The sequence below is a fragment of the Rheinheimera sp. 1928-s genome, assembly GCF_029269265.1.
Lineage (GTDB): Bacteria > Pseudomonadota > Gammaproteobacteria > Enterobacterales > Alteromonadaceae > Pararheinheimera.
On the sequence record NZ_JARIXP010000001.1, the window covers coordinates 164421 to 191414 of the forward strand.

Consider the following 26994-nt stretch of genomic DNA (forward strand, 5'->3'; position numbering starts at 1 on the left):
ATTTTTCTGCTTTGTTGTACTTTGTTCTGATGAAAATAAATACAAAACCTGCCTGTAAATTCAACTACGACCTTAGTCGTATTCTGTCGTAAAAGATCTGGCTCCCAGCTTGTTTTCACAAAAAAGATCTAAATAATGGTTGCGCAATCATTTTTCTGCGGCTAATTTATCGCCCTAGCTTAGGCTTGGTATTACCAGTAAGCGAACGAAATCAATCCAAACAGCAATCAAATCAGGATGTGCCCTGGATTTTTAATCGCTTGAACAGATACCACATAAAAAAAATCAACAGGTGTTAGCGCTGTCATGCTGACAAAAAGAATAAACAGACAGGATAGGGGAATCAAAGTGAAAGTCTTAAAATTAAAACCGTCGTACTTACTCACTACGCTGGCGCTCTTCAGCGCTTTTGGTGTGGCAGCACAAGTTGCAGCAACCACAAATACCGGTGAAGGCAAAGATGATGAAGGCCGTGCTATTGAAGTAATTCAGATCAGCGCGACCAAAAGGGTAACCACCTTACGTGAAACTCCGCTTGCAGTTACTGCCTTTGACCAGAAGACTCTGGACAAAAACCATGTGGCCCAGCTGGATGATTTACAGGGCATAGTGCCTAGTTTACAAATTGCTCAAAACGGCACCCAAAATACCCCTATGGTGTATGTGCGTGGTATTGGCTCTTCCGACCAAACCGAAAGCGGCGACCCTGCTGTCGCTTTCCACATTGACGGTGTGTATTCAGCCCGCTCTCAAGGCGCTTCTGCGCTGATGTTTGATTTAGAAGGTGCTGAAATTTTACGAGGCCCACAAGGCACCTTATTTGGCCGCAACGCCACTGGTGGTGTAGTGAACTTACACACGGCTAAAGCCCGTCTGGATGGTTTTGATGCCAACGCTGAAATCACTTTAGGCAACTATGACCGCCGTGCTATGCGTGGCATGGTCAATATTCCGGTCAGCGATACCTTAGCTGTGCGTGTTGCCGCTGCTGTGGATCAATCAGAAGGTGTAGTGGATTTCCTGCCGGGCTCAGCCATGGGCGAAAAATACGGTTCTACTGATCTGGCTGCTTCGCGTTTCAGTGCTTTTTACCAGCCTTCAGACAAGTTTGATTTAACCTTATCTTATGAAAACTTCACCGACAATGGCACGGGCAATATCCCAACTATTACCGGTGGTTCAGATCGCAGTTCTTACGTGCAGGAACCAGGTTTTAACCATGCGACCAGCGACAGTTTCCGCACCAGAGCCAACTACAATTTCGATTCAGGCCTGCAACTTTCGTACATAGGTGGTTATACAGATACGTCCCGTGAATCAGTATGGGACAGAACCTGGAGTCTGACCAAGTACGAATGGGGCGGTTGTGTGGAGTGTGATCACCAAGCTACTCAACACGAATTACAGTTAAAAAATGATGACTCAGAGCGTTTTCAATGGATGGTGGGTTACTTCTACTTCAAAGAAAACAACAACACTATTTTTGACATAGTGCACCCAGACGTGGATTACGAGGGCGGTACTACTCCTAACCCAAATCTGTGGTCTACCTACCGTCAGCCTGATCGTGGTTTAGAGTCGAACAGTATTTATGCCCAGTCTACCTATAAACTGACAGACGATTGGCGTATCAGTGCGGGTTTACGTTACACCGAAGATAAACGCTGGGACAAAGGTGGTCGTAACATCATGTGTCCTGATGAGAAACGTACTGAAGTGATGGATCCTAATCAGGATTATATCGGCGCATTAGACCCGGATGGTTTGCTGAATGGTCTGGCTCCGAATAAGTTCCTGGTGCAACCTGGTCAGTGTTGGGTAGATACCTACAACGACACCAGCCCAGAGTGGAGCAAAACCACAGGTATGGCTCGTCTGGAATGGGACATGACGGACAATGTGATGTTCTACACCTCTTACGCCACTGGCTTTAAATCCGGCACTATTCAGGATGGCGGCACCTATAAAGGCACTGGTCCTTTCACGCAGGCTGATCTGGATGCCATTATCGCGGGCAATAACAATGAAGCCGCAGGCACTGCTGCTTATGTAGCACCAGAAGAAAACACCAGTATTGAACTGGGTATGAAAGGTTTGTTCCTGGACGGTACTTTGCAGTTATTTGCAGCACTGTTCAGCACTGAATACACCGATTTACAAGTCACCAGCAACGTAGTCACCAACACTGGTGCTGACTTACTGCGTAAAACCAACGCAGGTAAAGCCACCATTAATGGTCTGGAATTGGAAGGCCGCTGGTTAGTGACTGAAAACGGCGAGTTAAGTGGCTCAGTGTCTATTCTGGATGCAACCTACGATGAATTCCTGACGACAGACTCAAAATACGGCAGCGATGGTTTAGTTTTTAACCCATCTGCAGGTAACCCTGCATTGCCTAACCTGCTGGATTTCAGCGGTAATCATTTAGTGATGGCACCGGAGTTTTCTGCTTCTGTGAATTACGAACATTTTGTAGGTCTGGAAAGCGGCGCTACCTTAACACCAAGAGTTCGTGTCGGTTACACCAGCGAAGTATGGTTTGACCCGGCCAACCGTGGTGACAGACCTGATGGCTTCAGAAATCTGCCTTATGCTGCTGATATTGACCGTCAGGATGCGTATGCCAAAGTGGATTTAAGCCTGGCCTATGAACCTTCAGAGGGCAGCTGGTCAGCCGAAGCTTTTGTGAATAACCTCACTGACCGCGATATTAAGAGCGATCAAGGCCGTACTCACGGTGACGCAGTACCTAACTTTATGTGGCAATCACCACGTACCTTTGGTGTTCGTTTTAACGTCGCTTTTGAATAATTGATGCTATAGGGGCGGCCTTTATGGTCGCCCGTCTTTGGCCTGAATTGATCATGGGCTTTGTTGATAGCATCAGCAAAGCTGCAGCTTCAGCAACGAAAGTACACCATGTTTCACCCTTGTCTCCTGGACTGTGCGAGTCCGGGTTCTCCCGGTTATTGGGGTATCAGTACCAGCTTCGGCTGGTACTTTTTTTGGGACTGTATGTCGAAAATACGAAAAAATAACTGAGGAATTAAGTCGAAGCTCGTTCCACTATGCGATAACCCACATCTATAGGTGGTTTATGGGTTTTGTCCTGTCCTGAAGCTGTCATTAGTAATTCAACTGCTTGCWGGCCCATTTCAAAACGCGGTGAGGCGACGCTGGTTATGGCGGGTTCGACCAAAGCTGAAGCTTCTAAATCGTTAAAACCACAAATGGCAATATCAGCTGGTACTTTCAGGTTCATCCGTTTGGTTTCAAACAAAGCACCTAAGGCTAAATCGTCGTTACAGCAGAACACTGCATCACACTGGCCTTGAGATTCAGCCATCACGGCTTGCAACAATTGACCACCTAAGCGGATTGACGAAGACTGAGTGGTGGTCACCACATAACTCTGACAAGGCTGTTTAAAGTCCGCTATCGCCTTTTTAAAACCAGCTAAACGCTGTTGGGTACGGGTGTCCATACGGGCACCCAAAAAGCCCAGTTTGCGATAACCTTTTTGCAGCAAGTGCTTGGTGATATCGACACCCGCATTAAAATGCGAAAAGCCAATATTCATATCAATAGGGCAGTCACTGAGTTCCATCAGTTGCACTATAGGAATACCAGATTGCTGTAGTAATTTGCGGGCGTAATCGGTTTGATCTGTGCCTGTTAAAATAAAACCTTCAGGCGACTGGCTCAGTAAAGTGGCGATCAGTTTTTCTTCTTCCAGTGGTGAATAATGGCAATCACCCAATACCACCTGCAGATGATGTTGTTTCACCGCGCTGTAAATGCCCTGCAAAACATCATTAAAAACTATGTTAGATAATGATGGAATGATAACCGCAATCACACCTGAGCGACGTGAAGCCAAAGCACTGGCAGCATGGTTACGGATATAACCAATTTCATGCACAGCCTGTTCAACTTTTGTCCGCAGTTTTTCTGACACTTTATCCGGATTGCTTAGCACGCGCGACACTGTAATGGCGCTGACACCGGCTACTTTTGCCACATCTTTCAGGTTAGGTTTTTTATTCATCGCACCATTCTCATTATTTTTAAAAAACAATAACTGAAAGCTTAGTTTGAGTCAAAATGGTTGCGCTATCATTTTATCTGAATTAAGCTGAGGCCACATTTTATGGAAGGTGTGATCGTATCTGATGCAACAGGATCCAACAGGGCTGCAGGTAAGCAATTCAGGCAATGAAGAGAATGTTAGCCATGCTCCTCATTTAAAAAGCTGCCAAAGTCTGATCATTATGGGCGTGGCCGGCAGCGGCAAATCTACGCTGGCTTTGCGCCTTGCAGAGCAACTGGGTTGGCACTATCTCGAAGGGGATGATTTTCATAGCCTTGAGGCCAAACAAATGATGGCGTCAGGCAGGCCTATTACCAGTGAAATGCGTGACCAGTGGGTGAGCCGTTTATGTGCTGCTTTGCAAGAGTGCGCCGCCAAACAACAGGCTGTGGTATTGAGCTATTCAGGTTTAATCCGCACGCATCGTGAGCGTATTCGTCAGGCGGCGCTCCGGCCACAGTTTATCTATTTACAAGGCAGTGCTGAATTACTGGCTGAGCGGCTGGCACAACGACAAAATCATTTTATGCCGGTGTCTATGCTGCAAAGCCAGCTGGCGACTATGGAATCGGTAGATCAAGAGCCTGATGTGCTGTGCCTGGATATCAGTCAAAGCGTCAACGAACTGATGCTACAGGTCGTATTAAAAACAGAACAACGACTATAACAAGTGATCACGACTGGCCATTAGTGGCTGGCGCATGGTCAATAAATCTGCGAATCAAAACAACAGAACAACGACAGGGTGACAAAGTGACAACAGAAACTGCGGTACCTCAAGACAGGCTAAAGCTGCGCGAAAAAGTCGGTTATGGCCTGGGCGATATGGGTTTTAACTTCTATTGGGCTAATATCTCTGCCTTTTTATTAATTTTCTACACCGATGTGTTTGGTATTTCAGCAGCTGCCGCCGGCACCATGATGCTGATCACTAAAATCATCGATGCCTTTACTGACCCTATGATGGGCGCTATAGCCGACAGAACCAAAAGCCGTTTTGGTAAGTTCCGGCCTTATTTATTGTGGTTGGCTTTGCCTTTAGCTGGTGCTGGGGTGTTGACCTATAGCACACCAGACTTAGGCCCAGGCGGTAAATTGGTATGGGCTTATTGTACGTACAGCCTGCTGATGCTGACTTACACTGCTATTAATATTCCTTATTCAGCCTTGTCTGGTGTGATGACCCGTAATAGTCAGGAACGCACGACTTTAGTTAGCTTCCGTTTTATTGGCGGCTTTACCGGCGGTATTCTGGTGACTTATTTAACCCCTAAGCTGGTGGTTTTATTAGGTCAGGGCGATGAAATCTTAGGCTGGCAGCTGACTATGGGCGTGTTTGGTATAGCTGCTGCTTTGCTGTTTATGTTCACTTTTGCCAGCACCAAAGAACGTATTCAGCCGGTCAGCGAAAACAACAGCGCTGTGATGCAGGATTTACTGGATTTAAAAAACAACAAACCCTGGCTGGTGCTGTTTAGCCTGGCGCTGATCATTATGATCACTATCACTATGAGAGCCAGCAGTGGCGTGTATTACTTTAAATACTATGTGGAGCGGCCTGAGCTGGTCGGCGAGTTTTTATCCTCTTACATGTTTGCTTTGGCTTTAGGTGCGGCATCTACGCCCTTAATGACCAAGTTTATGGATAAAAAGCCGCTGATGATGCTGCTGATGAGCCTGGCCGGACTATTTTCTATCAGCTTGTTTTTTGTCCCAGCCGACGAGGTGGGTTTAATTTTTGCTATCAACCTGGCTATAGGTTTTGTATTAGGGCCTAAGTCGCCACTGGCTTTCTCTATGTATGCCGACACTGCAGATTACAACGAATGGCGCACTGGCCGCCGAGCTACAGCTATGACCTTTTCAGCCGCTACCTTTTCACAAAAACTCGGCGGTGCTATAGCGTCCGCTGTGATTGGCTGGTTATTGGCACTGATAGGTTATGTCGCCAACACTGAACAAAGTGCGGGCTCACAAATGGGTATTTTACTCATGGTGTCCGTGATCCCTGGCTTAGTAGCCTTTTTGGCTGCTTTTGTGATGCGCTTTTACCATTTAGATGAAAAACAATTGCTGACCATTCAACAGGAACTGGACCAGCGTAAATCAGCACCCTTTGTAAAAAATGAAGCAGTCGGAGTGTCGGAGTAACTATGAAAAAGTTGATGCAAGCCACAGAAAACGGCCAGCGTTATGAATTGTACAGCGCCACTGCGATGCCACAGGCTGCAGCTTTTTTATGGAACAAGGTGATGATGATCCAGCAAAACTGCCGTGGTTACGCCACAGCGCAGTTTATGCAGCCAGAACCTGCCAAATATGCCCATGCACCGAACTTAGAAGCCAAAACTTTTATGCAGCCGGAGCAGCCTTATTACGCTCATCATCCGGGCCGTTTTGTGTATATCAAAGATGAAAACAGCGGTGAAATTTGGTCTGTGCCTTACGAGCCGGTGCGCAAAGAAGCACAAGATTTTGTGTTTTCAGCAGGCCAATCGGATATCCGCTGGCAGCTGACGCTGGACTCCGGTTTAACTGTCGAATGGCTATTAACCTTAACGCCGGATCAACCGCTGGAGTTATGGCAGCTGACGGTACGCAACGATTCAAATCAGAACCGTTCTTTAAGCCTGTATCCGTATTTCCCGGTCGGTTATATGTCCTGGATGAACCAGTCTGGCCGTTATGATGCGGATTTAAAAGCCATTATCTGTTCTTCAGTGACGCCTTATCAAAAGTATCCTGATTACTTTAAAAACAAGTTCTTAAAAGACAAAACCTTCTTGTTGGCCGAGCGCACACCGGATTTCTGGGAAGTGAACCAGCAACAGTTCGAAGGGCAGGGCGGTTTACATTCACCTTCCGCAGTGCAACAGCCATTTTTAGGCTGTGGAGATTCAGACTACGAAACCCCTGCTTGTGTGATGCAATACAGAGTGTCTTTAGCCACAGGCCAAACAGAGCAATATCGTTTTGTGTTTGGTCCTGCTTATGACAAAGCTGAAGTTGCGCAAATTCGTCAGCAAGTGTTTGGCACGCCAGAGAGTTTTGATCACATTCAACAGGCGTATGCCGCTTATGTAGCCCAGGCTGTGCCTTGCTTAGAAATAGACACGCCGGATCAAGAGCTGAATAACTATGTCAACCACTGGCTGGCGCGCCAGGTGTATTACCATGGCGATGTGAACCGCTTAACCACAGATCCACAAACCCGTAATTACCTGCAGGATAATATGGGCATGAGCTATCTGGCTCCTGCTGTGGCACGTCAGGCCTTTTTAACGGCTTTATCGCAGCAGCATCTGTCGGGTGAAATGCCAGACGGTATCTTGTTGCACAAAGACGCCGAACTGAAATACATCAATCAGGTGCCTCATACCGACCAATGTGTCTGGTTACCTGTTTGTATTAGTGCTTATCTGGCCGAAACCAATGATTACGCGCTGTTAAGCGAAAAAGTAGCCTATAAAGATTCTACCGAGCAACACACTGTGGCTGAACATATCCACCGGGCTATGGGTTGGTTATGGCTGAAAAAAGATGAGCGCTGCTTAAGTTATATTGAGCAGGGCGACTGGTGTGACCCAATGAATATGGTGGGTTACAAAGGCAAAGGTGTGTCGGGCTGGCTCAGCTTAGCTGCAGCTTATGCACTGAATGTTTGGGCGCAAATTTGCCGTGATTTAAATTTTCACCAACAAGCCGCTTTGTATCAGCAACAGGCCAGTGAATTTAATGCCGCCGTTAATAAGTATTTATGGGATGGCAACTGGTATGGCCGTGGTATCACAGACGATAACGTCGTCTTTGGCATCAGCAAAGATACCGAAGGCCGTATTTATCTGAACCCACAAAGCTGGGCATTACTGAGCGGCGCCGCCAACAGCGAACAACAGCAGCAACTGTTAAAAGCTGTCGAGCAGCAACTGCATACGCCTTATGGTGTGCAAATGCTGGCGCCAGCTTATACAGCCATGCGTGAAGACGTAGGCCGTGTTACCCAAAAATACCCGGGTTCGGCAGAAAACGGCTCAGTCTATAACCACGCGGCCGCTTTTTATCTGTTTGCTTTGTATCAGGTCAATGAAGCCGACAAAGCCTATCAGGTATTAAAACAAATGCTGCCGTCGGACGATCCACAAGATCAGTTGCAACGGGGTCAGTTGCCGGTATTTATCCCAAATTATTACCGTGGTGCTTACCAGACATTACCGCGCACCGCAGGCCGCTCCAGCCAGCTGTTTAATACAGGAACAGTGCACTGGGTATACCGCTGTTTAGTCGAGGGGTTGTTTGGTGTGAAGGGCGACCAACAAGGTTTAACTTTGGCGCCTCAACTGCCGGCCAGTTGGAATAAAGCTTCGGTATTACGCCGTTTCCGTGGCGCAGACTTCCATATCCGGTTTGAACGTGTTGCTGATGTTACAGCGCCAACACTCTGGCTGGACGGTGTTCAGCAGCACGAGTTAGTGGTGCGTACTATCACTCCAGGCCAAAGCTATCAGCTACTGCTGCAATTGCCGATTATAACTTCAGAGGGAACAGCATGATCCGTATAGGTTTATTAGGCGCAGCCCGTATTGCCGACCGGGCCATTATTCAGCCCGCAGCAAAGCGTAATGACGTGGTGATAGCTGCAGTGGCTGCATCGAATCTTGAAAAAGCTCAGGCTTTTGCGCAACAGTTTGGTATAGAGCACGCATTTGGCAGTTATGACGAGCTTATTGCCCGCGATGATATCGATTTAATTTACAACGCCTTACCGCCATCTTTGCATGCAAAGTGGTCAATCAGAGCTTTATTGCATGGTAAACACGTTTTGTGTGAAAAACCTTTTGCGATGGACGTTGCTGAAGCCAAAGACATGGTGGCTACAGCGAAGATCAGTGACCGTTTACTGATCGAAGGTTATCACTACCGCTTTCATCCTGTCTTTGCTGAAGTTCAGCGTTTAGTGGCCAGTGGCGAGCTTGGCACTATTCACACAGTGCGCAGCAATTTTTCAGTGCGCATTGCCGAAACACCAGGTTCTTTGCGCCATAACGCGCCTTTAGGTGGCGGCGCTTTAATGGATTTAGGCTGCTACCCACTGCACTGGTTACGCACTTTATTTGGCGGCACACCGCAAATTTTATGGGCTGACGCCATTTGCCCTAAACCTCAACTCGACAGCAGTTTTGAGCTTCGCCTGCAGTTCCCGAACGGCCCGCTTTGTTATGTCGGCTGCGCTATGAGCGAACATTTAAGCCGCCACCACGATGCATCCTTGTATCTTGAAGGTGATAAAGGCCAACTAGAAGTGCTGAACCTGGTCGCCCCACATCAGGGCCACAAGTTATGTCTCACCAAAGGCGGCGAGGCCCATGAGTATCAAATCAAAGGCGACTCCACCTACGACCACCAACTGGCGCATGTAGTCGCCTGCATCAAAGGCGAAACCAAACCGCTGACAGGTGGCAAAGATGCTATCGACCAAATGCAACTGATTGATGATGCGTATAAAGCTGCGGGCTTGTTGCCTCGGGGGCTTTGTAGGTAGTTTTGGGTTGATGCTGAATTTGGAAGCCGCCATCGATGGTTCTTATTCAATCAGCTCTATTTATCCGAATGGGACTATATTCCTACTAAGCTATGATTTTATGGGAATATAGTCCCATTTTCACTTTCCGAATCAGGCGCTACCTTAGATTGAAATAAACCACAAAGAGGACTATATTCCCTATATAGGTCAAGTAAAGGGAATATAGTCCCATTTTGGATGGTTTTTATGTCAAAGCGCGATATGCACAGAGTGTTATTTCCTAAGCAGCAAAAAATACTCGCTACTTTTGGTGAAGACTTGCTGTTAGCTGCCAGACGTCGTGGTTTTAATAAACAAACCATCTGTGACAGAACAGGCTTTGATAACAAGACTGTCAGTAAAGTATTTGCCGGTGATCCAGGTGTCTCCATAGGGGCCTATCTGAAGGTCATGGCTGTGCTGGGTATGGAAGATAATTTTGCTGAAGTGGCGGCACATGATGAAGTTGGTACCAAACTGCAAAACATCCAGCTGTTGGAGCGAGCACGATGAGCCGAACTCTGGTAGACGTTTATGCAGCATGGATGCCGATAGCAGAGCCCTTACTTATAGGGCAACTGACCTTTGCTGAAACAACCAGAGGTGGCATTTTTAGTTTTGCCTACGACAAAAGTTTTCTTAGTTCTAAATATCGTCTGCAAATCGACCCACTGTTAGCGCTGCATAGCGGTGAGCTTTATAACGACTTGCCCGATCAAAATTTTCGTGCCTTTTTAGACTCATCGCCAGACCGTTGGGGGCGTTTATTAATGCAACGACGGGCTGCGATTGAATATCGTAAAGGCATTCGAGCTTCGGCCAGATTAACAGAGCTGGATTACCTGTTAGGTGTGCATGATACCTATCGAATGGGTGGGATCCGTTTTAAAATTGCCGGATCGCCAGACTTTCTGGATAACAACGCCGAGTTTGCCGCTCCACCTATCACATCACTCAGAGAGCTTGAATATGCTGCTATGAAAATTGAGCAGGATGAAAACATCGACAGTGACGAATACTACCGCTGGTTAAAGATGTTAATTTCTCCAGGCTCATCATTGGGTGGAGCCAGACCCAAAGCTTGTGTGACTGATGCTGATAACAACCTTTGGATAGCCAAATTCCCTAATCAAAACGATAACGTCGACGTTGGTGCCTGGGAAATGTTGTGCCATGAACTTGCGCTAGCCTCTGGCATTGAAATGTTTCCCTGCAGCGTACAGCGCTTTTCTTCCAACCATCATACCTTTCTGACCAAACGCTTTGATCGGGTGGGTGACCAACGAATTCACTTTTCCTCGGCCATGACGCAGCTGCAATACTATGATGGTGAACATTCAGCAGGAGCAAGCTACTTAGAAATTGCCGAGTTCCTGAGTAACAACGGCGCTCAGACTAAAGCAGACCTTGCGCAGTTGTGGCGGCGAATAGTCTTTAACATTGCAGTGTCGAATACCGACGATCACTTACGAAACCACGGTTTTTTATTGACGGAAAAAGGCTGGAAACTTTCTCCGGCCTACGATTTAAACCCAAGCCATGACAAACAAGGTTTGCACCTGAACATTACTGACAACTCCAACGCTCTTGATTACCAGCTGGCTTTTGAAGTGAAAGATTTCTTCCGTTTAAGTGAGGCTGAAGCTACCGCTATTTATGACGAAGTACTCAGTAAGGTGAAGCACTGGCAAGCCGTGGCAACCAAACTGGGGATCAGCCGCAGTGAGCAAATAACAAAACAAGGGGCTTTTAATCTTTAGCACTGCACTTTAGCCATCGCTGGCTGTTGAACGTTTTGGTTGTTTTGATAGTGAACCTACTGCGTTCATGGTATGGGAAAACTCTACTTTTGACGTCAGTTAGTTTGAGGGGGATTACCATCGAGTTTATGTACGTCAGGCATTTCCAGCTCAGAATTTGTTTTTTATGGTGGTAGTGGTTATTGAACTTGATGTTCGTTTCTTGAATGGGTATCGTGAGATAACAGTTGTGACAAGGCCTCAAAAGCCAATGTATGCTAATAAAGTATAAACAGAAACAAGGATTTATCTGTGCACACTATAATTACGGAGAACGACGAGTCGCAATGGAAAGACGAAACTGGTGTGCTCTATCACTTCCCAAAACGTTACCTGAGGTTTCTTCAGCCAGATACTGCTGTTATCTATTATAAAGGCAAATTGAGGCGCTCCGAGTTTAGGGATATGCGTTTATCGCCTGAACCACATTATTTTGCTAAAGCAAGAATACACACTATTTATCCGGATCCGGATAACTTAAAAGACGAAAATTATTACGCACTGATTACCGATTATTCTGCTTTTGTCCAACCCGTAATGGCTAAAATTAGTGGCGAATACTTAGAGAATATCCCTGTCGCCAAGGTGAGAAATTACTGGCGGGATGGAGTTCGTACAATTGAGAAAAATGTCTATGAGAGCATTTTAGCTAGAGTCGAATATCAGGCGGTTCTACAAAATGAAGCTCGATACGATGAGTTGGTTGCTAAACCAATAATCGCTGACGTTGATTTGGAGTCGGCGAAAGAAGGACATCCCAAGCTTAGATTCGTTACTACCTATGAACGCAATCCTGTCTATCGTAAGGCCGCTTTATTAATCCATGGAACCTGTTGTAAAGCATGTGGATTTGAGTTTGGCAGCGTCTATGGTAACTACGCTAAAGGATTTATTCACGTACATCACATCAATCCAGTATCACAAATAGAAATACCATGCGCGATTGATCCTATTACTGATTTAGTGCCTGTATGCGCGAACTGCCACGCAGTAATTCACCGGAGAAAGGATAAAACTCTAACTGTTGATGAGTTGGTAGAGATGATTAAAGAAAATACAAAGCTTTGAGCTGACAATATAATAAACATGTTTATAGACCAAAAGTTAAAAATAAAAGATCTGGCCGGTATTGAGTATTACGGCACTGCGGGAATTACTGCTCGTTGCTTGCGGGTGTTAACCATGGCTATTCAAGCTGGCGATACCATTGAAAAAGCCTATCTACTCTCCGATTTCGATAATAAATCTGGCTGTGGTACCCATTGTTTTTTGCTTTTCGCTAAACATGGTGACCCTATAGCAATAAAATCTGGCTTTGCATCCGGTTATAGCGGTGAAGGCCCACGTGGGCTGTCCAGTGCGCTGCAAATTCTAATTCGTCACAATATCGATATTGAAGAATATGACATCGATAAAAGTTTTATTGAGAGAGTGGATAGTTCCTGCCTGACACAAGCAGACTTAGAGATGCTCGAAGCTAAGCGTCCTGCGCGTCCAACCCGGTTCTATGGTTTTATTTTGCTGCATGATGATCATCATCTTTACGACGATAACTTAGTAAAAGGCTTGTTTGCTCAAGAGGTGCCATACCATATCGTCGATAACCGCATCATGAAAGAAGCAATTGATTTAAAGTACAACCCAGATGCAAACCTGATGACCTGCTACCGACGCCTGGAAGACATCATTCGCAAAAGAACTGGCCTTGATGGCCAAAGCGGCACTAAGTTGTTTTCACAAGCATTCTTAAACAATGATGCCCCGTTACATTGGCCTGATTTACCAGATGCAGAAGCAAAAGGCCTAGCCTCGTTGTTTAGTGCGGTGTATATGGCTTACCGAAATAGCCGCGCGCACAAAGAAAATGAAACCACTCCAGCTGATGCCATGCGAGAGTTCTTGCTGATAAACCAACTATTTATACTTGAAAGCGAAGCGCATACGCGACAACTTTAAAAAAGCTTAGGTTGTTATGTATAGGGAGTAATAAAATGAGTCTGACCTTTCCCCGAAAATGTTAAACCCAGCGAATGCCGGGTTTTTGTTTTCGTGAAACATCACTCAATATTCTGAATTTGTTCCCGCATCTGTTCAATTAAAACCTTGAGCTCTACCGCTGTATTGGTGATCTCGGTTGAGATAGCTTTAGAGGACAAAGTGTTCGCTTCGCGGTTGAATTCCTGCATCATAAAATCGAGGCGGCGGCCTATGGCTCCGCCTTGTTTTAAGCTGTGGCGGGTTTCTTTGATATGAGCGTCTAAACGGTCCAGCTCTTCTGCCACGTCAGATTTTTGCGCTAAAAAGGCCATTTCCTGCTCGAGGCGGTTTTGGTCCAGTTCGGCTTTTACTTCCTGCAGGCGGTTGAGCATTTTGTCGCGTTGCCATTGCAGTGCTTGTGGTAAATGGGTGCGTAAAGTGCTGACATGAGTGCCAATTTGATCCAGACGGTCGCGGATCATTTGCTCTATGGCTACACCTTCACGGCCACGGCCGGCAACGAAGTCGACTAAGGCGGCGTCAAAAGCGGCCATCAGTTCAGCTTGTAAGCTGTCGATGTCTTCTTCCTGAGTTTCCATCACACCAGGCCAGCGCAGAATATCAAGCACGTTAAGCTGGGCTTTGCCGCTTTGCTCGGCTAATACACTGGCGCTTTGCATCAGTTGTTTGGCCAAAGCTTCGTTAATTTTTAACTCACCAGCTGTGTGTGATGCGCTGTATTTCAGGTTGATTTCCAGTTTGCCGCGGTGCAGTTTCTGCCGCAGTTTGTCGCGTAATAAACCTTCTAAGCAACGAAACTGTTCTGGCAGGCGGAAATAGCTTTCCAGATAACGTTGGTTAACGGAGCGGATTTCCCAAACGGCATTGCCCCAGCTGGCACGAATTTCGTGGCGGGCATAAGCGGTCATACTGTGGATCATAATGAAGTCCTGAAAAACAAAATAATGCCGAGTATACCCAGTTCCGTGATGTTTCGTCTAATAGATGGCACTGCAAGGGTGAAATCCCTATAATGAAGCACTTTTAATATCAGGTTGAGGCTTCACCATGCGTCCTAGCGGCAGAACAGCGAGTCAAATTCGTCCTATTACTTTCACCCGTCAATTTACGGCTCATGCTGAAGGTTCAGTATTGGTTGAGTTTGGTAACACCAAAGTTATTTGTACTGCCAGCGTGATTGAAGGTGTGCCACGTTTTATGAAAGGCCAGGGCAAAGGCTGGATCACAGCTGAATATGGCATGTTGCCACGCGCAACTCATACCCGTAACGACCGTGAAGCGGCTCGTGGTAAACAGGGTGGCCGTACTATGGAAATTCAGCGTCTGATTGGCCGCGCTTTGCGTACTGCTGTGGATTTAAAGCTGTTGGGTGAAAACACCATTACTATCGACTGTGACGTGATCCAGGCCGATGGTGGCACCCGCACGGCCTCAATTACTGGTGCTTGTGTGGCTTTAGTGGATGCGCTGAATTTTATGCGTGCTAAAGGCATGATCAAAACCAACCCGTTGAATTTTATGGTCGCTGCGGTTTCTGTTGGTGTTTATAAAGGCACAGCAGTTGCCGATTTAGACTACGCCGAGGATTCAAACGCTGAAACCGATATGAACATTGTCATGACTGAAACCGGCAAAATCATCGAAATTCAGGGCACGGCCGAAGAAGCGCCATTTAGCTTTGAAGAAATGCAGCAGATGATGGAATTAGGCAAACACGCCATCCGCGAAATTATTGACGAACAAAAACGCGTTTTAGCTTAAGTTTTGCGTAAGGTTTTGAGGTCACACTAAGTTATGAAACAGTTTCAAAAAGACTTTATTGAATTTGCATTGTCGCGTCAGGTATTGAAGTTTGGCAGTTTTACGCTGAAATCCGGCCGTACCAGCCCGTACTTTTTTAACGCAGGTTTATTTAATACAGGTGGCGACTTAGCCCGTTTAGGCCGGTTTTATGCGGCTGCTTTAGAAGACGCTGGCGTAGAGTTTGACCTGCTGTTTGGCCCTGCCTACAAAGGTATTCCTATAGCAACGACTACAGCTGTGGCTTTGTTTGATCAGTATGGTAAAGATGTGCCTTATTGCTTCAACCGCAAAGAAGCGAAAACCCATGGTGAAGGCGGCAACTTAGTTGGCTCGCCTTTGCAGGGTAAAGTGATGCTGGTGGATGATGTGATCACGGCCGGTACTGCGATTCGTGAATCGATGCAGCTTATTCAGGCGCAAGGTGCCAGTTTAAGTGGCGTGTTGATTGCGCTGGACCGTCAGGAAAAAGGGCAGGGCGAACTTTCAGCTATTCAGGAAGTCGAACGCGACTTTGGCACTCAAGTGGTTTCTATCATTTGTTTAAACGACTTAATCAACTACCTGCAAGGCAAACCAGAGCTGGCCCAGTATTTAGAAGCTGTGTCTGCTTACCGTGCCCAATATGGTGTTAGCTAAGGTTTAGTTAGATCCAACAAGGACAAGCTATGAGTAAGCCAAATGGCACAGGTTTTGGGCGTATTATTAAAGCTGCAGATTGTAGCCGTAAAGGTTTTACTGCAGCTTGGGTGAACGAAGCCGCCTTTCGTCAGGAAGCCGGGCTTACTTTAGCTGCTATTCCTTTTGCCTGGTATTTAGCGGCTGATTTTGGTCACTTTGCTATTTTGATGGGGGTTTGGTTATTGGTGATTATTGTGGAGTTATTAAACTCTGCCATTGAAGCCTTAACCGACCGTGTCAGTTTAGAGCGGCATGAGTTATCAGGCCGGGCTAAAGATATGGGCTCAGCTGCTGTGACTTCAGCTTTGGCGTTCGTAACTTTGGTATGGGCAGCCGCTATCTGGCAAAAGTTCTCATAACCCTTCGTACTTGAAGCCGTAGCTTTGTTGACTTCGCTCGTAGCCCCAGTCACATAGGACAACTATGCTCCTGGGGTCTCCTTCACTTGTCGCCTCGCCACAACTCCAATTACTTTGGCTTAATGGCTTTGTTTGAGTGAGCTGTGTTTAAACAGAAAACAAAAACCGGTCAAACTGACCGGTTTTTTTTATCTCTCGCTTAAACAGCAATCTTTAAACCGCAAAGATGGTCTTTTGCAGTAAAGCCCATTGGTTTGGCCATTGAGCTGTAGGCAAGCGGGCAAACCCTGAACGGACAAACTGCTGCATTTTGCCTTCACAAATACCCAGCAACAGGTTGGCTAAATCACCTTCATCCACAGTAAAACTTTTGCCTTCACGTAACTTACGTTCGCGTAAACATTGTTTCAGCTGAGTTTCCAGTTTTTCATACAAGGCGCTGATGCGCTCCTGCAAACGCTCCTGTTCACCCTGCAAGGCATCACCGGTCAGAATGCGGCAGATACCAGGGTTACGCTCGGCGAAGATCAGCAACAGCTGCATAATCAGCTCGATACGCTGCTCGGTTTGTTTGTGTTCCTGCACTATCGCGTTAATACGCGACAACAAGGTGTCTTCAATGAAGTCGATTAACCCTTCAAACATCCGGGCTTTGCTGGGGAAATGCCGGTACAAAGCCGCTTCGGATACACCAACCTGAGCAGCCAAAGCTGCTGTGGTGATACGCTGGCCCGCATGGCTTTGCAGCATAGCGGCCAGAGCCTGCAAAATATCTTCTTTGCGGTTGGGACGTTTTGTCGTTGCCATGGATATCCTTGTCACTAATTACTGACGGCCAGAGTGACCAAATCCACCTTCGCCTCTGTCTGAAGCGTCAAAATCTGAAACTATGTTAAATTCTGCCTGTACCACCGGCATAAACACCAGCTGAGCAATACGATCGCCCGGGTTGATAGTGAAGTGTTCCTGCGAACGGTTCCACATAGACACCATTAACTGGCCCTGATAATCCGAGTCGATTAACCCCACTAAGTTACCCAGCACTATGCCGTGTTTGTGACCTAAACCAGAGCGTGGCAGTATAGTGGCGCATAAATTCGCATCACCAATATGAATAGCCAAACCTGTTGGGATCAGCGTGGTTTGGCCCGGAGCCAATTGTACTTCTGCATCCAGACAAGCCCGTAAATCTAAACCAGCACTGCCCGGTGTGGCATAAGCCGGTAAAGGGAACTCAGTGCCGATACGTGGGTCGAGAATTTTTAAATCAATGGCTTTTTTCATGCAGATAACGCTCGTTAATCAATAAAAGAAGTTGGTGTGCCAGCTCTGATTTGGCTTGTAAGCCAAACTGCTGTTCGCCGTCTGCCCAAAATACAGTGAGGGCATTGTGTTCGCTGTTAAAACCCTGGCCTGAGAGCGATACGTCGTTGGCGCAAATCAGATCCAGTTTTTTCTTCGCCAGTTTCTGGCGGGCATAATTGGCCACGTCCTGAGTTTCAGCGGCAAAACCTACAGTAAAAGGACGTTGTGATGTTAATGCGGCCACGGCGGCAATAATGTCCGGGTTTTTCACTAAGGTAAGATTTGTGCTGTCGTCGCTGGTCTTTTTCAGTTTCTGCTCTGCAACCTGAGCCACTTTATAATCTGCTACAGCAGCGCAGCCAATAAAGATGCTTGCGCTGGTCGCCTGCTCTAATGCGACCTGATACATCTGGTCGGCCGTGACCACATCAATACGTTTTACCTGATCAGGAGTCTTAAGCTGCACTGGTCCTGCAATTAAAGTGACCTGTGCACCCAATTGCACAGCGGCTTCAGCTAATGCAAAACCCATCTTGCCCGAGCTGTGATTGGAGATATAACGCACCGGGTCTATCGGCTCGCGGGTCGGGCCAGCAGTAATCACCAGTGATACGCCAGTTAAAGGCTGAACTTTAGGCGCAAAATGCTGCAGTACTAAATCCACCAGCTGCAAAGGTTCTAACATCCGGCCCATACCGACATCGCCACAGGCTTGTTCGCCTGCTGCAGGGCCCCAAATGTAAAAATTGCGTGACTTTAATGTGTCTATATTGTGTTTGGTGGCTATATTTTTATACATCTGCTGATTCATTGCAGGAGCCACTGCCACTGGGGCATCAGTTGCCAGCACACAAGTGCTCAGCAAGTCGTTGGCCAGTCCATGAGCTAAGCGGGCAATGAGATCAGCCGAAGCCGGGGCTATCAGTAATAAATCGGCCCATTTTGCCAGCTCAATATGACCCATAGCGGCTTCAGCAGCAGGGTCGAGCAGGCTGTTGGCCACCGGATGACCGGATAAGGCCTGCAAGGTTAAAGGCGTAATAAATTCGCGCGCTGCATCGGTTTGAATGACCCGAACTTCAGCGCCACGTTCTTTCAGACGGCGAATTAAGTCGGCACTTTTGTAAGCGGCAATACCGCCGCTAATGCCTAATAAAATGCGTTTTCCTGCCAGTAGTAGTGCCATGTCTGTCGCAGCAAAAAGTGGTTAAGTTGGCGTTAAGATAACACGGAAAGATGAAGGAAAACAAAAACTCAAGGAGGCGAAGATGAGTATCAAAAGCTGGCCTGAAGGTGAAAGGCCAAGAGAAAAACTGCTGGCGCATGGCGCAGAACATTTATCGGACGGCGAATTGCTGGCTATTTTTTTACGTACTGGTGTGGCCGGTATGGATGCGGTGGAATTGTCCCGCACTTTATTGCATCAGTTTGGTGGCCTGCGGCCTTTATTAGCTGCAAGCCAGGCTGACTTTTGCAAAGGCCATGGTTTAGGTCAGGCAAAATATGTGCAATTACAGGCGGTTATGGAGCTAAGCCGACGTTATTTAGTGCAAAGCCTGCAACGCGATACAGTGTTTACCGAACCCGCTATGGTGAAGCGTTATCTGCAGCAAAGTTTAGCGGCGCAAAAACGCGAAGTTTTTATGTTGCTGTATTTAGACAGCCAACATCGGCTAATTTGCGCCGAGCCGTTATTTTTCGGCACTATTGACGCATCTCCTGTGTATCCGCGTATTGTAGTTCAGAGTGCTTTAGCGCATAATGCCGCCGCCGTTATTTTGGCTCACAATCATCCATCCGGAGTTGCAGAGCCGAGCCGTGCCGATCGGGTTATAACGGAACGCCTGACTCAAGCCATGTCTCTGGTCGACATTAAGTTGCTGGATCATTTTGTGGTAGGTGATGCAGAGGTTATTTCCTTTGCGGAACGCGGCTGGCTATAAAGGTCTGAAGTTTGGATGTGCAAACGATCGCCTGAACCGTACAGATTTGCTTGAATTTGATCAGGCTTTCGTGTATAAATTGCGCCCTTTCAGAAATCCGGGGCATTCTTCTTGGCCAGAAGGATGAACGAAGCTCGAGCTGAAGTAATTTTGGAGAAACATTGACATGTCTAGAGTGTGCCAAATCACTGGTAAGGGTCCGATGGTAGGTAACCGTCGTTCACACGCCAACAACGCAACTAAGCGCCGTTTCCTGCCTAACCTGCAAACTCACCGTTTCTGGGTTGAAAGCGAAAACCGTTTTGTGACTTTACGTACTTCCACTCGTGGTATGCGTATTATCGACAAAAAAGGCATCGATACTGTTTTAGCCGATTTGCGTGCTAAAGGTCAGAAGGTTTAAGGAATTAAATTATGCGCGATAAAATTCGTTTAGTTTCTTCTGCTGGTACTGGCTTCTTCTATACAACTACGAAGAACAAACGCACCATGCCGGAAAAAATGGAAATCAAAAAGTTCGATCCTAAAGTGCGTAAGCACGTGATTTTCAAAGAAGCGAAAATCAAGTAATTGAACTTAAAAACCCGACGCAAGTCGGGTTTTTTTTATCTGCGCTTTAGCCCTCTGTATTTCTTCTGGTTGTTCCGCCTGTCTCTGGTTTACACTGCTGTTTTTCTTCTGTCTCGGTTTTTATCTTTATGATCCGTTTAAGTCAAAAAGGCTGGAATAACGTCATGATTTATACAGTGGTGATTTTAATCGCCCTGTTTATTGGTTTGCCTGAATACTTTAAGCAAGGGCGCAACGAACCTCAGCCGCAACTTGTTTCTGCAAATCAGACACTACTAGCTTTGCATTTTCCACAGCATCAGATTGAGCGGGCCGGGCCAAACTGGCGTGTGCAACCTGCGGTGCTTACCGACGAAGAATTAACGGTTTTATTGCTGCAGTGGCAACAAGCGGCTTTGCCGGACCAGTCACCGTTAAATCCAGTCAACCCTGTGCTGATCACCGAAGTATCAGTCTGGCTGACCGGCAAACCGGCACAGCAGCACTGGCAGTTGTATCAGGCTGGTGAGTATCATTGGCTGAACGCCGTTGATGCAGAATTGTGGTACCGCTTGCCAGCAGGCCAGGCCGACTTATTATTTCCAGCCGTTTTACGTTGAGGGTGTTATGCCAGAATTACCAGAAGTAGAAGTCTCCCGTTTAGGTATCTGCCCCCATTTGCAGCAGCAACGTATCGAAAAAGTCGTAGTACGGCAACGTCAGTTGCGTTGGTTGATTCCAGATGAAGTACTGCAGATTAGCCAGCAGCCAGTGCTTGATGTCACAAGACGAGCTAAATACCTGTTAATCCATTTGCCGGACGGCGAATTGATTATCCACCTTGGCATGTCTGGGCATTTGAAAGTAGTACCTGCAGTGACGCCTGCCGGAAAGCATGATCATGTAGATATTCACTTGAGTAATGGCTTAGTGCTGAGATTAAACGACACCAGACGCTTTGGTGCTGTGCTTTGGCAGCCAAAAGACACTATGCATACACTGATGGCGAACTTAGGGCCTGAACCTTTGCTGGGGGATTTCCACGGGGCTATGTTGCTGGCCGCCTGCCAAAAACGCAGCAGCGCGATCAAATTGGTGTTGATGGATAATCATGTGGTGGTTGGGGTAGGGAATATTTATGCCAATGAAGCTTTGTTTCAGGCCGGTATTCATCCAAAAATGCCTGCTAATCAACTGACAGCAGAACAAGCTGAATTGCTGGCGCAGGTGGTGAAACAAATTTTGGCCAAAGCTATTACCCAAGGCGGTACAACGCTGAAAGACTTTAGCCAAACCGATGGCAAGCCGGGCTATTTTGCCCAGCAATTGTTGGTCTATGGCCGGGGTGGTGAGGAGTGTTTCAGCTGCCAGACTGAACTGAAAGAAATACGTTTAGGTCAGCGCAGCACAGTCTATTGCCCACAATGCCAAAATGAGCACTAGAAACTACTTTTAGCTAACACTCGCCACTCTACTCCGGATAAGTCGTTATCACCGCCATAAGCTTTGGTCAGGTCGATATGGATCATGGTGCCACGGCTGCTGTGGCTGGACAGCAAACGTATACCGGCACCTATGCCATATAAGGTTTGATCACCTGAACTGCCAGGTAAATCCGGATTGTCACCCCAGGTGCGGCCGACATCAGCAAAAGTGGCGTAGCCTACATCAAAAATCTGCGCTATGGATAAATTGCTGTAGTAACGATATTCCATGGTTGCAAGGGCTAAACGTTCACCTGTTTGATAATACAACGGGAAAGCCCGCAATCCAGTATCTCCACCCAAACTTAAACGCTCATCACGGAATAAGTCATTACCATATTGATACGTCAGTTGGCCCACCAGGCTATGCTGTGGATCCAATTTGTGGACCCACATTAAATGACTTTTCAGCAAGGTTTGGCTCAGTTCTGCCTGTTCCAGCTGACTGGCTGACATTGACGTCAGCAGATAGTTATCCACTGTGAGTTCAGTTGCTTTATACGCAGATGCCTTCACTTGCCAGCCATGATCGTCTGCGCCCAGCACCGGCGTCAGATAAGCCAGTTTTACATCGGCCTGCCAACCCAGATTAATATCTTCAACCCTGTTAAATTGGTAAATATTAAACATCTGACGGTAGTTGGATTGCAGGTATTGCCATGCCAGCCAAAATTGCGATAAGTCGCGTCTTTCCGGAATGCCAAACAAAGTATCCTGTGTTTCTTTGAATTGCACTTCGTTGTGGGTTGCGCCGATAAAAACCCGTTGTACCCAATTATCCGCAGAGAATAGTTTCAGGCCGCCCTGAACCTCAAAGTATTTTTTTTGTTTTTGATATTCGTTGGCTTCGTCACCTAACAGATACTCGTTAATATCCTGACTGTCCTGATCCAGAGTTAAGGCAAAAGACCAGGGCGCATGCAGGCGATAAAACGGCTTTTCGATGGCGATTAAATAAGATTCACCATCTGATTTTTCAGCGTAACGGGTATTTAAACCCCAGTGGCTGCCAAACATATTCGGCGAACGGAAATTGAGCAGGTAACTGGTACGCTCACTGTCGTGCTCGTAATCCAGATTCACCTGATTACCGCTACCAAACAGGTTATCTTCCGCCAAACCAAAGGTAGAACGACTTTCTCCGCCTTCCCGACTCAAGGATACTTTTGGTAAAAGCGACCAGTTATCCCAGCTGTGGACTGTGACTATAACTTGTTGATCCGGGCACTGATGACTCACCCGAACTTCTACTTTACGTAAATAGCCTCTGGTTCTTAATAAACGTTCGGTTTCTGCCAGACTTTCGGCATCCAGTGGCTCACCGGTTTTAAACAGCACATCTTCCAGCAAGGTTTCTTCAGTCGTAATCATATGAGTACGATTAGCTAAGCGATGAAACCAGTAGGTATTAGGCTGTTCCAAATCAAAGACATCGTTGCGGATAAAACGCACTTGCGAAATAGTTTGCCCCTGATAGGCACTAAAATCAGTGGTTTGAGTTACTTCTGTACATAAGTCAGATGCCAGCACATGACTGCTGAACAATAGTGAAGAAACAGCAAAAGCTGCGGTTTTTGTCGGACGTAAAATACGGCTATACATCATCAGCATCGATAACACTACAATATCCATTTCTGTTGATTGAGTTTTATCATGACACAATTTACAGCAAGAGGTAGCAGAAAAGACTGAGAACACTATCGTTCTCAGTCCGCAACAGTAAAACTGGTTTATTTTGCAGCAGCTTTGATAGCTTCAATCTGCTTTTTAGAAAGGCGGATGGCACTACCTGGATAAGGTTTTCCCATAGGGTAATCCCATGCTTTTGGTCGTGTTTCAGCTACTACTTCTTTAAAGGCGTTACAGACTTTTTTAGAGGGAGCATCTCCAAGCTTTTTGGCGTAAGCCTCTAACATTCGGCTATCAACATCTTCATTGGCCAATACACAGTAACCTTCAGTTGAATAAATCACTTCTTCTTCAGCTACAGTGGCAAAAGTTGTTCCCAAGCAAAGTAACGCAACACAGATTTTATTTATATTTCTCATATGAGTCCTTGATTTAACTACACTTACCAAAGAGTTAGGTAAGCCAAATTAACTCTAGGACAGTTTCAGCGCTTTGCCAGTTTATCCTCAGGTTTTGTCATGTCTGTTTTGCTGCAACAAGGCTACAGTGTCTTTACTCAGGTTAAGATCACGTTGTGGGAAGGGGATCTCTATACCTTGCAGATCAAAAGCTACTTTGATTTCTTCCAGCAACGAAGTACGCAGTTCCCGGTAATTTTCTTTCCTGGTCCAGACAGAGAATTGTAAATCCAGGGAAGAATCAGCAAAACTTAAAAACTGAAATACAGGATTGGGTTCATCCAGGCTTAGCGGATTTTGTTCGGCAACCTGAAGCAGCACCTGCCGAACCTGACTGATGTTTTCTTTGTATGACACCCCAATTTTTAAATCCAGTCGTCGGATAGGAAAGCGGGTTAAGTTGGTTACTTCAGTTTTGATCAAGCTTTCATTTGGTATGCGAACAAAAAGGTTATCGAAGGTACGTAATTTAACGGAAAGCAGGTCAATCGACAAAATTTCGCCTGTGGTGTCGCCTACCCGAATGGTGTCGCCAATCTGAAAAGGCCGTTCGCCAATTAAAAATAAGCCACTAATCAGATTCGACACTGAGGTTTGAGACGCAAAACCTATGGCGACGGATAAAACACCGGCAGCTCCGAGCAATACACCTAAGTTAAAACCCAACTGTTTTAAACCGCTGGCAATAAACAAGGCTAACACCAGCCAGTACACCAGGCGGCGGCTTAAACTGGCGTGATGCGGGCTAAAGCGTTTTAAGCAGATTTTAAAAGTGGCGCGGGATAATAAGCTGGCCGCTAAAAAGCCGACTGAAAATAACAGGCTTGCCTGCAGCAAAGAGAAAAACTTGTCGGAATCTAAATAGTTAATGACCAGGTCGATCATAAAGAACCTCTGCTGGCAGCATGAGCAAATAAATCACTAAAGGCACGGAACAAGCCGTGTTTTTCCATATACAAACGCGGTTTTGCAAGGCGCTCAGCACCATCTGACCCTGCGGGCATTTTTTTACTGATTTGTAATCGACTCAGCTCTGCGTCGTCATGATGATCCAACAGTACTTGATCTGTCCATAAGCTGCCATCGGCAAGACCATACAAGGATAAATAAGGTACAGGTAAGCTGAGTTTTTCAATACTCATCATCTGGCTTGAATTATTTTTGACTGTGACAGGGGTAACGGCTTTATGCACTCGTTTTGGCAGTTCTTCTTTGCTGTGTCTGGCCTGAGTTTTATCGGCATAACAAAGTTCACCTATTTGTGTATCGGGACCAAACCAGGTATCGGATAAGCGCTGGGTCTGTACTTCCTGCAGCAATAAATTGGGCTGCTGTAACTCGATACGAATACTGACCGGGCTGCTGATATAAAAAGTAACTTGTTCACCAGGCGGTACATAAACAGGCTGGTGAGTTTTAACTACCACAGGTCGGTCTGCCAGCACTGGCTTCAGACAAAACTGCAGGGGCTCATTTTCAAAGACAAAGCGGCTGGCCTGACGATGTTGTGGCCACTGGGTTAGCAGTTGCGATTCCACATGCTGATGCTCTGCTTGTGTCAATAATTCTGTAGCAAGCCGCCATTCTCCGGCATTACGCTGTAAAAAAATCTGTAAAGGCCCAAGCAAAATTTTACAGCTTTGTTCATTCAGCAGCGTTTGGGGTTGCCACCACAGCGCCTGATTTTCAGCAAACATGCACAATCCTTGCAGCGAAAGAGTACGGGCAGAATTTAATCGCGCACTAATGACCGCTATTAAGTTGAGGTTAAGTGGTTACAGGAGTAAAATGATGCTCGTTTTTTACTGTATCAGCAATAAGTTAAGCTGATATTCCTGCCTAATCATGAAAAGAAAGGAGAGTTCCGTTTTTATGGACCTTCCCAGTCACAGGCCTAGCCTGATACATAACTTAGCATTGTAGTTTTGCTGTAGACCGCTGGTTTGTCCTGACCTTGCGACTACGGCCCGTAGTTCGAGGTGAAAACATGGAACCCTTAGTTCTGATCCATACATTACGTGCGGCTCTTGAGAGCGGCGATTTATCTGTGTTGTCTGTTCGTTTGGCTGATACTCACGCCGCCGACTTAGCGGGCGCTTTGGCTGAGTTTTCCACAGAGCATGTGTGGCAACTGTTAAGCTGTTTTCCGTTAAGCACACAAGCGGACGTGTTCAGTTATTTACCTGAAGACCAACAGGTAGAGCTGGCCCATAATGTCAGTCGGCAGGATTTTATGCCCGTGATCCGGCAGATGTCGTCGGATGAACGAGCTGACTTATTTAACCAGTTGTCGGATGCACAAAAACAAGCTTTGTTACCTGCCTTGGCTCAGGCAGAGCGCGATGATGTATTAAGTTTATCTGCGTATTCAGAAGGCACTGCAGGTGCCATTATGAGCTCAGATTACGCCATGCTATCGCCAGACTTAACCGCTGCGCAGGCTATTGAAGTGCTTCGTAACGAAGCGCCGGATAAAGAAACCATTTACTTGTCGTACGTGGTGGATCAAGACCGCACTTTAATTGGGGCTTTGTCGTTACGTGAATTAATTCTGGCGCCGACTTATGCGTTGGTTGATGACGTGATGAAACATGATCCTATTCATGTCAAAGTCGATACGGCGCAGGAAGAAGTGGCCACGCTCGTGGCTAAATATGACTTAATAGCTATTCCGGTGGTCAATGCGCAAGGTCAGTTAGTTGGTATTGTCACTCACGATGATGCAATGGACGTAGCCGCCGCTGAAGCCACTGAAGACTTTCACAAAACCGCCACTATAGGCAAGCTGGAAGGCAGTGTCAGAGATGCCAAAATCAGTTTGTTATACCGCAAACGTGTGGTCTGGCTGGTGGTGCTGGTGTTTGGCAATATCTTCTCAGGCGCAGGTTTAGCGGCCTTTGAGCAGATTATTTCTGACCATATAGCTCTGCTATTTTTCCTGCCATTACTGATTGCCAGTAGCGGTAACGCCGGTGCTCAGGCTGGCACTTTAATGGTGCGGGCTTTAGCGACTGGCGACATTAAACTACGACACTGGGGCAAGATGTTGGGTAAAGAAGTACTGGTGGCTGGTTTATTAGGTATGACTATGGCTGTTGCTGTCTACGCGCTGGGCTACTGGCGTGGCGGGCTGGACATAGCGTTAGTGGTGGCTGCCACCATGCTGATTGTGGTGCTGGTGGGCAGTTTAGTTGGCTTATCTTTACCTTTTTTACTCAGCCGTTTTGGTATGGACCCTGCAACCGCCAGCGGACCTCTTATTACGTCTATCGCCGATGTGGCTGGCGTCGTGATTTATTTCTCTATTGCCAGCTGGTATTTACCTGCTTTGGTTTAATT

The 26994-nt window shown here is 46.6% G+C and carries 27 protein-coding genes; 18 read left to right on the forward strand and 9 right to left on the reverse strand.

What is annotated here, in order from left to right; all coding sequences use genetic code 11:
- Positions 1-348: 348 nt before the first annotated feature.
- Positions 349-2811 carry a TonB-dependent receptor gene (locus tag P3C17_RS00690; RefSeq protein WP_300927655.1) on the forward strand — a complete coding sequence of 821 codons (2463 nt, stop codon included), beginning with the start codon at positions 349-351 and terminating at the stop codon, positions 2809-2811.
- A gap of 235 nt (positions 2812-3046) precedes the next feature.
- On the opposite strand, the gene P3C17_RS00695 is transcribed toward P3C17_RS00690, so the two are convergent.
- On the reverse strand, positions 3047-4048 hold the full coding sequence (locus P3C17_RS00695) for a LacI family DNA-binding transcriptional regulator (RefSeq protein WP_300927656.1): 1002 nt from the start codon (positions 4046-4048) through the stop codon (positions 3047-3049).
- Positions 4049-4172: 124 nt separating this feature from the next.
- On the opposite strand from P3C17_RS00695, the gene P3C17_RS00700 reads away from it, so the two are divergent.
- From P3C17_RS00700 to P3C17_RS00735, 8 genes are all read left to right on the forward strand, one after another.
- On the forward strand, positions 4173-4757 hold the full coding sequence (locus P3C17_RS00700; protein ID WP_300927657.1) for a gluconokinase, GntK/IdnK-type: 585 nt from the start codon (positions 4173-4175) through the stop codon (positions 4755-4757).
- Positions 4758-4843: 86 nt separating this feature from the next.
- A complete protein-coding gene (locus P3C17_RS00705; protein ID WP_300927658.1) occupies positions 4844-6241 on the forward strand; it encodes an MFS transporter in 1398 nt (465 codons plus the stop codon).
- Between the two features lie 2 nt (positions 6242-6243).
- Positions 6244-8640, forward strand: coding sequence for an amylo-alpha-1,6-glucosidase (locus P3C17_RS00710; RefSeq protein ID WP_300927659.1), 2397 nt, complete (start codon positions 6244-6246; stop codon positions 8638-8640).
- Entirely contained in the window at positions 8637-9629 is a 993-nt protein-coding gene (locus P3C17_RS00715) for a Gfo/Idh/MocA family oxidoreductase (RefSeq protein ID WP_300927660.1), read from the forward strand. The genes P3C17_RS00710 and P3C17_RS00715 overlap by 4 nt, the downstream gene beginning before the upstream one ends.
- 228 nt (positions 9630-9857) lie before the next feature.
- Entirely contained in the window at positions 9858-10163 is a 306-nt protein-coding gene (locus tag P3C17_RS00720; RefSeq protein ID WP_300927661.1) for a transcriptional regulator, read from the forward strand.
- Positions 10160-11410: a type II toxin-antitoxin system HipA family toxin gene (locus tag P3C17_RS00725; RefSeq protein ID WP_300927662.1), complete on the forward strand. Its 1251-nt coding sequence runs from the start codon at positions 10160-10162 to the stop codon at positions 11408-11410. The genes P3C17_RS00720 and P3C17_RS00725 overlap by 4 nt, the downstream gene beginning before the upstream one ends.
- Before the next feature lie 291 nt (positions 11411-11701).
- A complete protein-coding gene (locus P3C17_RS00730; RefSeq protein ID WP_300927663.1) occupies positions 11702-12517 on the forward strand; it encodes an HNH endonuclease in 816 nt (271 codons plus the stop codon).
- 18 nt (positions 12518-12535) lie between these two features.
- Positions 12536-13405 carry a TIGR02391 family protein gene (locus P3C17_RS00735; protein ID WP_300927664.1) on the forward strand — a complete coding sequence of 290 codons (870 nt, stop codon included), beginning with the start codon at positions 12536-12538 and terminating at the stop codon, positions 13403-13405.
- 101 nt (positions 13406-13506) lie between these two features.
- On the opposite strand, the gene P3C17_RS00740 is transcribed toward P3C17_RS00735, so the two are convergent.
- The gene (locus P3C17_RS00740) at positions 13507-14367 is read right to left on the reverse strand and encodes a YicC/YloC family endoribonuclease (RefSeq protein WP_300927665.1); all 861 of its coding nucleotides are present in this window, start codon (positions 14365-14367) and stop codon (positions 13507-13509) included.
- Between the two features lie 127 nt (positions 14368-14494).
- Here P3C17_RS00740 and rph point away from each other — a divergent pair, with 127 nt between their 5' ends.
- From rph to P3C17_RS00755, 3 genes are read left to right on the forward strand one after another with little or no spacing between them, the layout of a single operon-like run.
- A complete protein-coding gene (gene rph, locus P3C17_RS00745; protein ID WP_127019779.1) occupies positions 14495-15208 on the forward strand; it encodes a ribonuclease PH in 714 nt (237 codons plus the stop codon).
- 33 nt (positions 15209-15241) lie between these two features.
- Positions 15242-15886, forward strand: a complete 645-nt coding sequence (pyrE, locus tag P3C17_RS00750) for an orotate phosphoribosyltransferase (RefSeq protein ID WP_127019781.1) — start codon at positions 15242-15244, stop codon at positions 15884-15886.
- Between the two features lie 29 nt (positions 15887-15915).
- Positions 15916-16287: a diacylglycerol kinase gene (locus tag P3C17_RS00755; RefSeq protein ID WP_264345221.1), complete on the forward strand. Its 372-nt coding sequence runs from the start codon at positions 15916-15918 to the stop codon at positions 16285-16287.
- 213 nt (positions 16288-16500) lie between these two features.
- Here the strand turns inward: P3C17_RS00755 and slmA are convergent, their stop codons facing one another.
- The 3 genes from slmA to coaBC are packed head-to-tail and all read right to left on the reverse strand — an operon-like array spanning position 16501 to position 18778.
- Positions 16501-17094, reverse strand: coding sequence for a nucleoid occlusion factor SlmA (slmA, locus tag P3C17_RS00760; protein ID WP_233080038.1), 594 nt, complete (start codon positions 17092-17094; stop codon positions 16501-16503).
- Between the two features lie 18 nt (positions 17095-17112).
- The gene (dut, locus tag P3C17_RS00765; protein WP_264345224.1) at positions 17113-17571 is read right to left on the reverse strand and encodes a dUTP diphosphatase; all 459 of its coding nucleotides are present in this window, start codon (positions 17569-17571) and stop codon (positions 17113-17115) included.
- Positions 17555-18778 (reverse strand): bifunctional phosphopantothenoylcysteine decarboxylase/phosphopantothenate--cysteine ligase CoaBC, encoded by a 1224-nt coding sequence (coaBC, locus tag P3C17_RS00770; RefSeq protein ID WP_300927666.1) that lies wholly within the window; start codon positions 18776-18778, stop codon positions 17555-17557. Before coaBC ends, dut begins: the two co-directional genes overlap by 17 nt.
- Positions 18779-18860: 82 nt before the next feature.
- On the opposite strand from coaBC, the gene radC reads away from it, so the two are divergent.
- The 5 genes from radC (at position 18861) to mutM (ending at position 21527) form a co-directional block, all read left to right on the forward strand.
- Positions 18861-19535 (forward strand): DNA repair protein RadC, encoded by a 675-nt coding sequence (radC, locus tag P3C17_RS00775; RefSeq protein WP_300927667.1) that lies wholly within the window; start codon positions 18861-18863, stop codon positions 19533-19535.
- A 166-nt stretch (positions 19536-19701) separates the two neighbouring features.
- Positions 19702-19938, forward strand: coding sequence for a 50S ribosomal protein L28 (rpmB, locus tag P3C17_RS00780; protein WP_300927668.1), 237 nt, complete (start codon positions 19702-19704; stop codon positions 19936-19938).
- 11 nt (positions 19939-19949) lie between these two features.
- Complete coding sequence (gene rpmG, locus P3C17_RS00785) at positions 19950-20105, forward strand: 50S ribosomal protein L33 (RefSeq protein WP_008219722.1); 156 nt, start codon at positions 19950-19952, stop codon at positions 20103-20105.
- A gap of 128 nt (positions 20106-20233) precedes the next feature.
- Positions 20234-20704, forward strand: coding sequence for a hypothetical protein (locus tag P3C17_RS00790; protein WP_300927669.1), 471 nt, complete (start codon positions 20234-20236; stop codon positions 20702-20704).
- A 7-nt stretch (positions 20705-20711) separates the two neighbouring features.
- A complete protein-coding gene (gene mutM, locus P3C17_RS00795) occupies positions 20712-21527 on the forward strand; it encodes a bifunctional DNA-formamidopyrimidine glycosylase/DNA-(apurinic or apyrimidinic site) lyase (protein WP_300927670.1) in 816 nt (271 codons plus the stop codon).
- Here the strand turns inward: mutM and P3C17_RS00800 are convergent.
- The 4 genes from P3C17_RS00800 to P3C17_RS00815 form a co-directional block, all read right to left on the reverse strand.
- The gene (locus tag P3C17_RS00800; RefSeq protein WP_300927671.1) at positions 21524-23200 is read right to left on the reverse strand and encodes a BamA/TamA family outer membrane protein; all 1677 of its coding nucleotides are present in this window, start codon (positions 23198-23200) and stop codon (positions 21524-21526) included. The genes mutM and P3C17_RS00800 overlap by 4 nt on opposite strands.
- Positions 23201-23298: 98 nt before the next feature.
- Entirely contained in the window at positions 23299-23616 is a 318-nt protein-coding gene (locus tag P3C17_RS00805; RefSeq protein ID WP_300927672.1) for a hypothetical protein, read from the reverse strand.
- A gap of 87 nt (positions 23617-23703) precedes the next feature.
- Positions 23704-24540: a mechanosensitive ion channel family protein gene (locus P3C17_RS00810; protein WP_300927673.1), complete on the reverse strand. Its 837-nt coding sequence runs from the start codon at positions 24538-24540 to the stop codon at positions 23704-23706.
- Positions 24537-25352: a DUF432 domain-containing protein gene (locus P3C17_RS00815; protein ID WP_300927674.1), complete on the reverse strand. Its 816-nt coding sequence runs from the start codon at positions 25350-25352 to the stop codon at positions 24537-24539. The genes P3C17_RS00810 and P3C17_RS00815 overlap by 4 nt, the downstream gene beginning before the upstream one ends.
- A 290-nt stretch (positions 25353-25642) precedes the next feature.
- Between P3C17_RS00815 and mgtE the strand changes: the two genes are divergently transcribed.
- Positions 25643-26992 carry a magnesium transporter gene (gene mgtE / locus P3C17_RS00820; RefSeq protein WP_300927675.1) on the forward strand — a complete coding sequence of 450 codons (1350 nt, stop codon included), beginning with the start codon at positions 25643-25645 and terminating at the stop codon, positions 26990-26992.
- Positions 26993-26994: the final 2 nt, after the last annotated feature.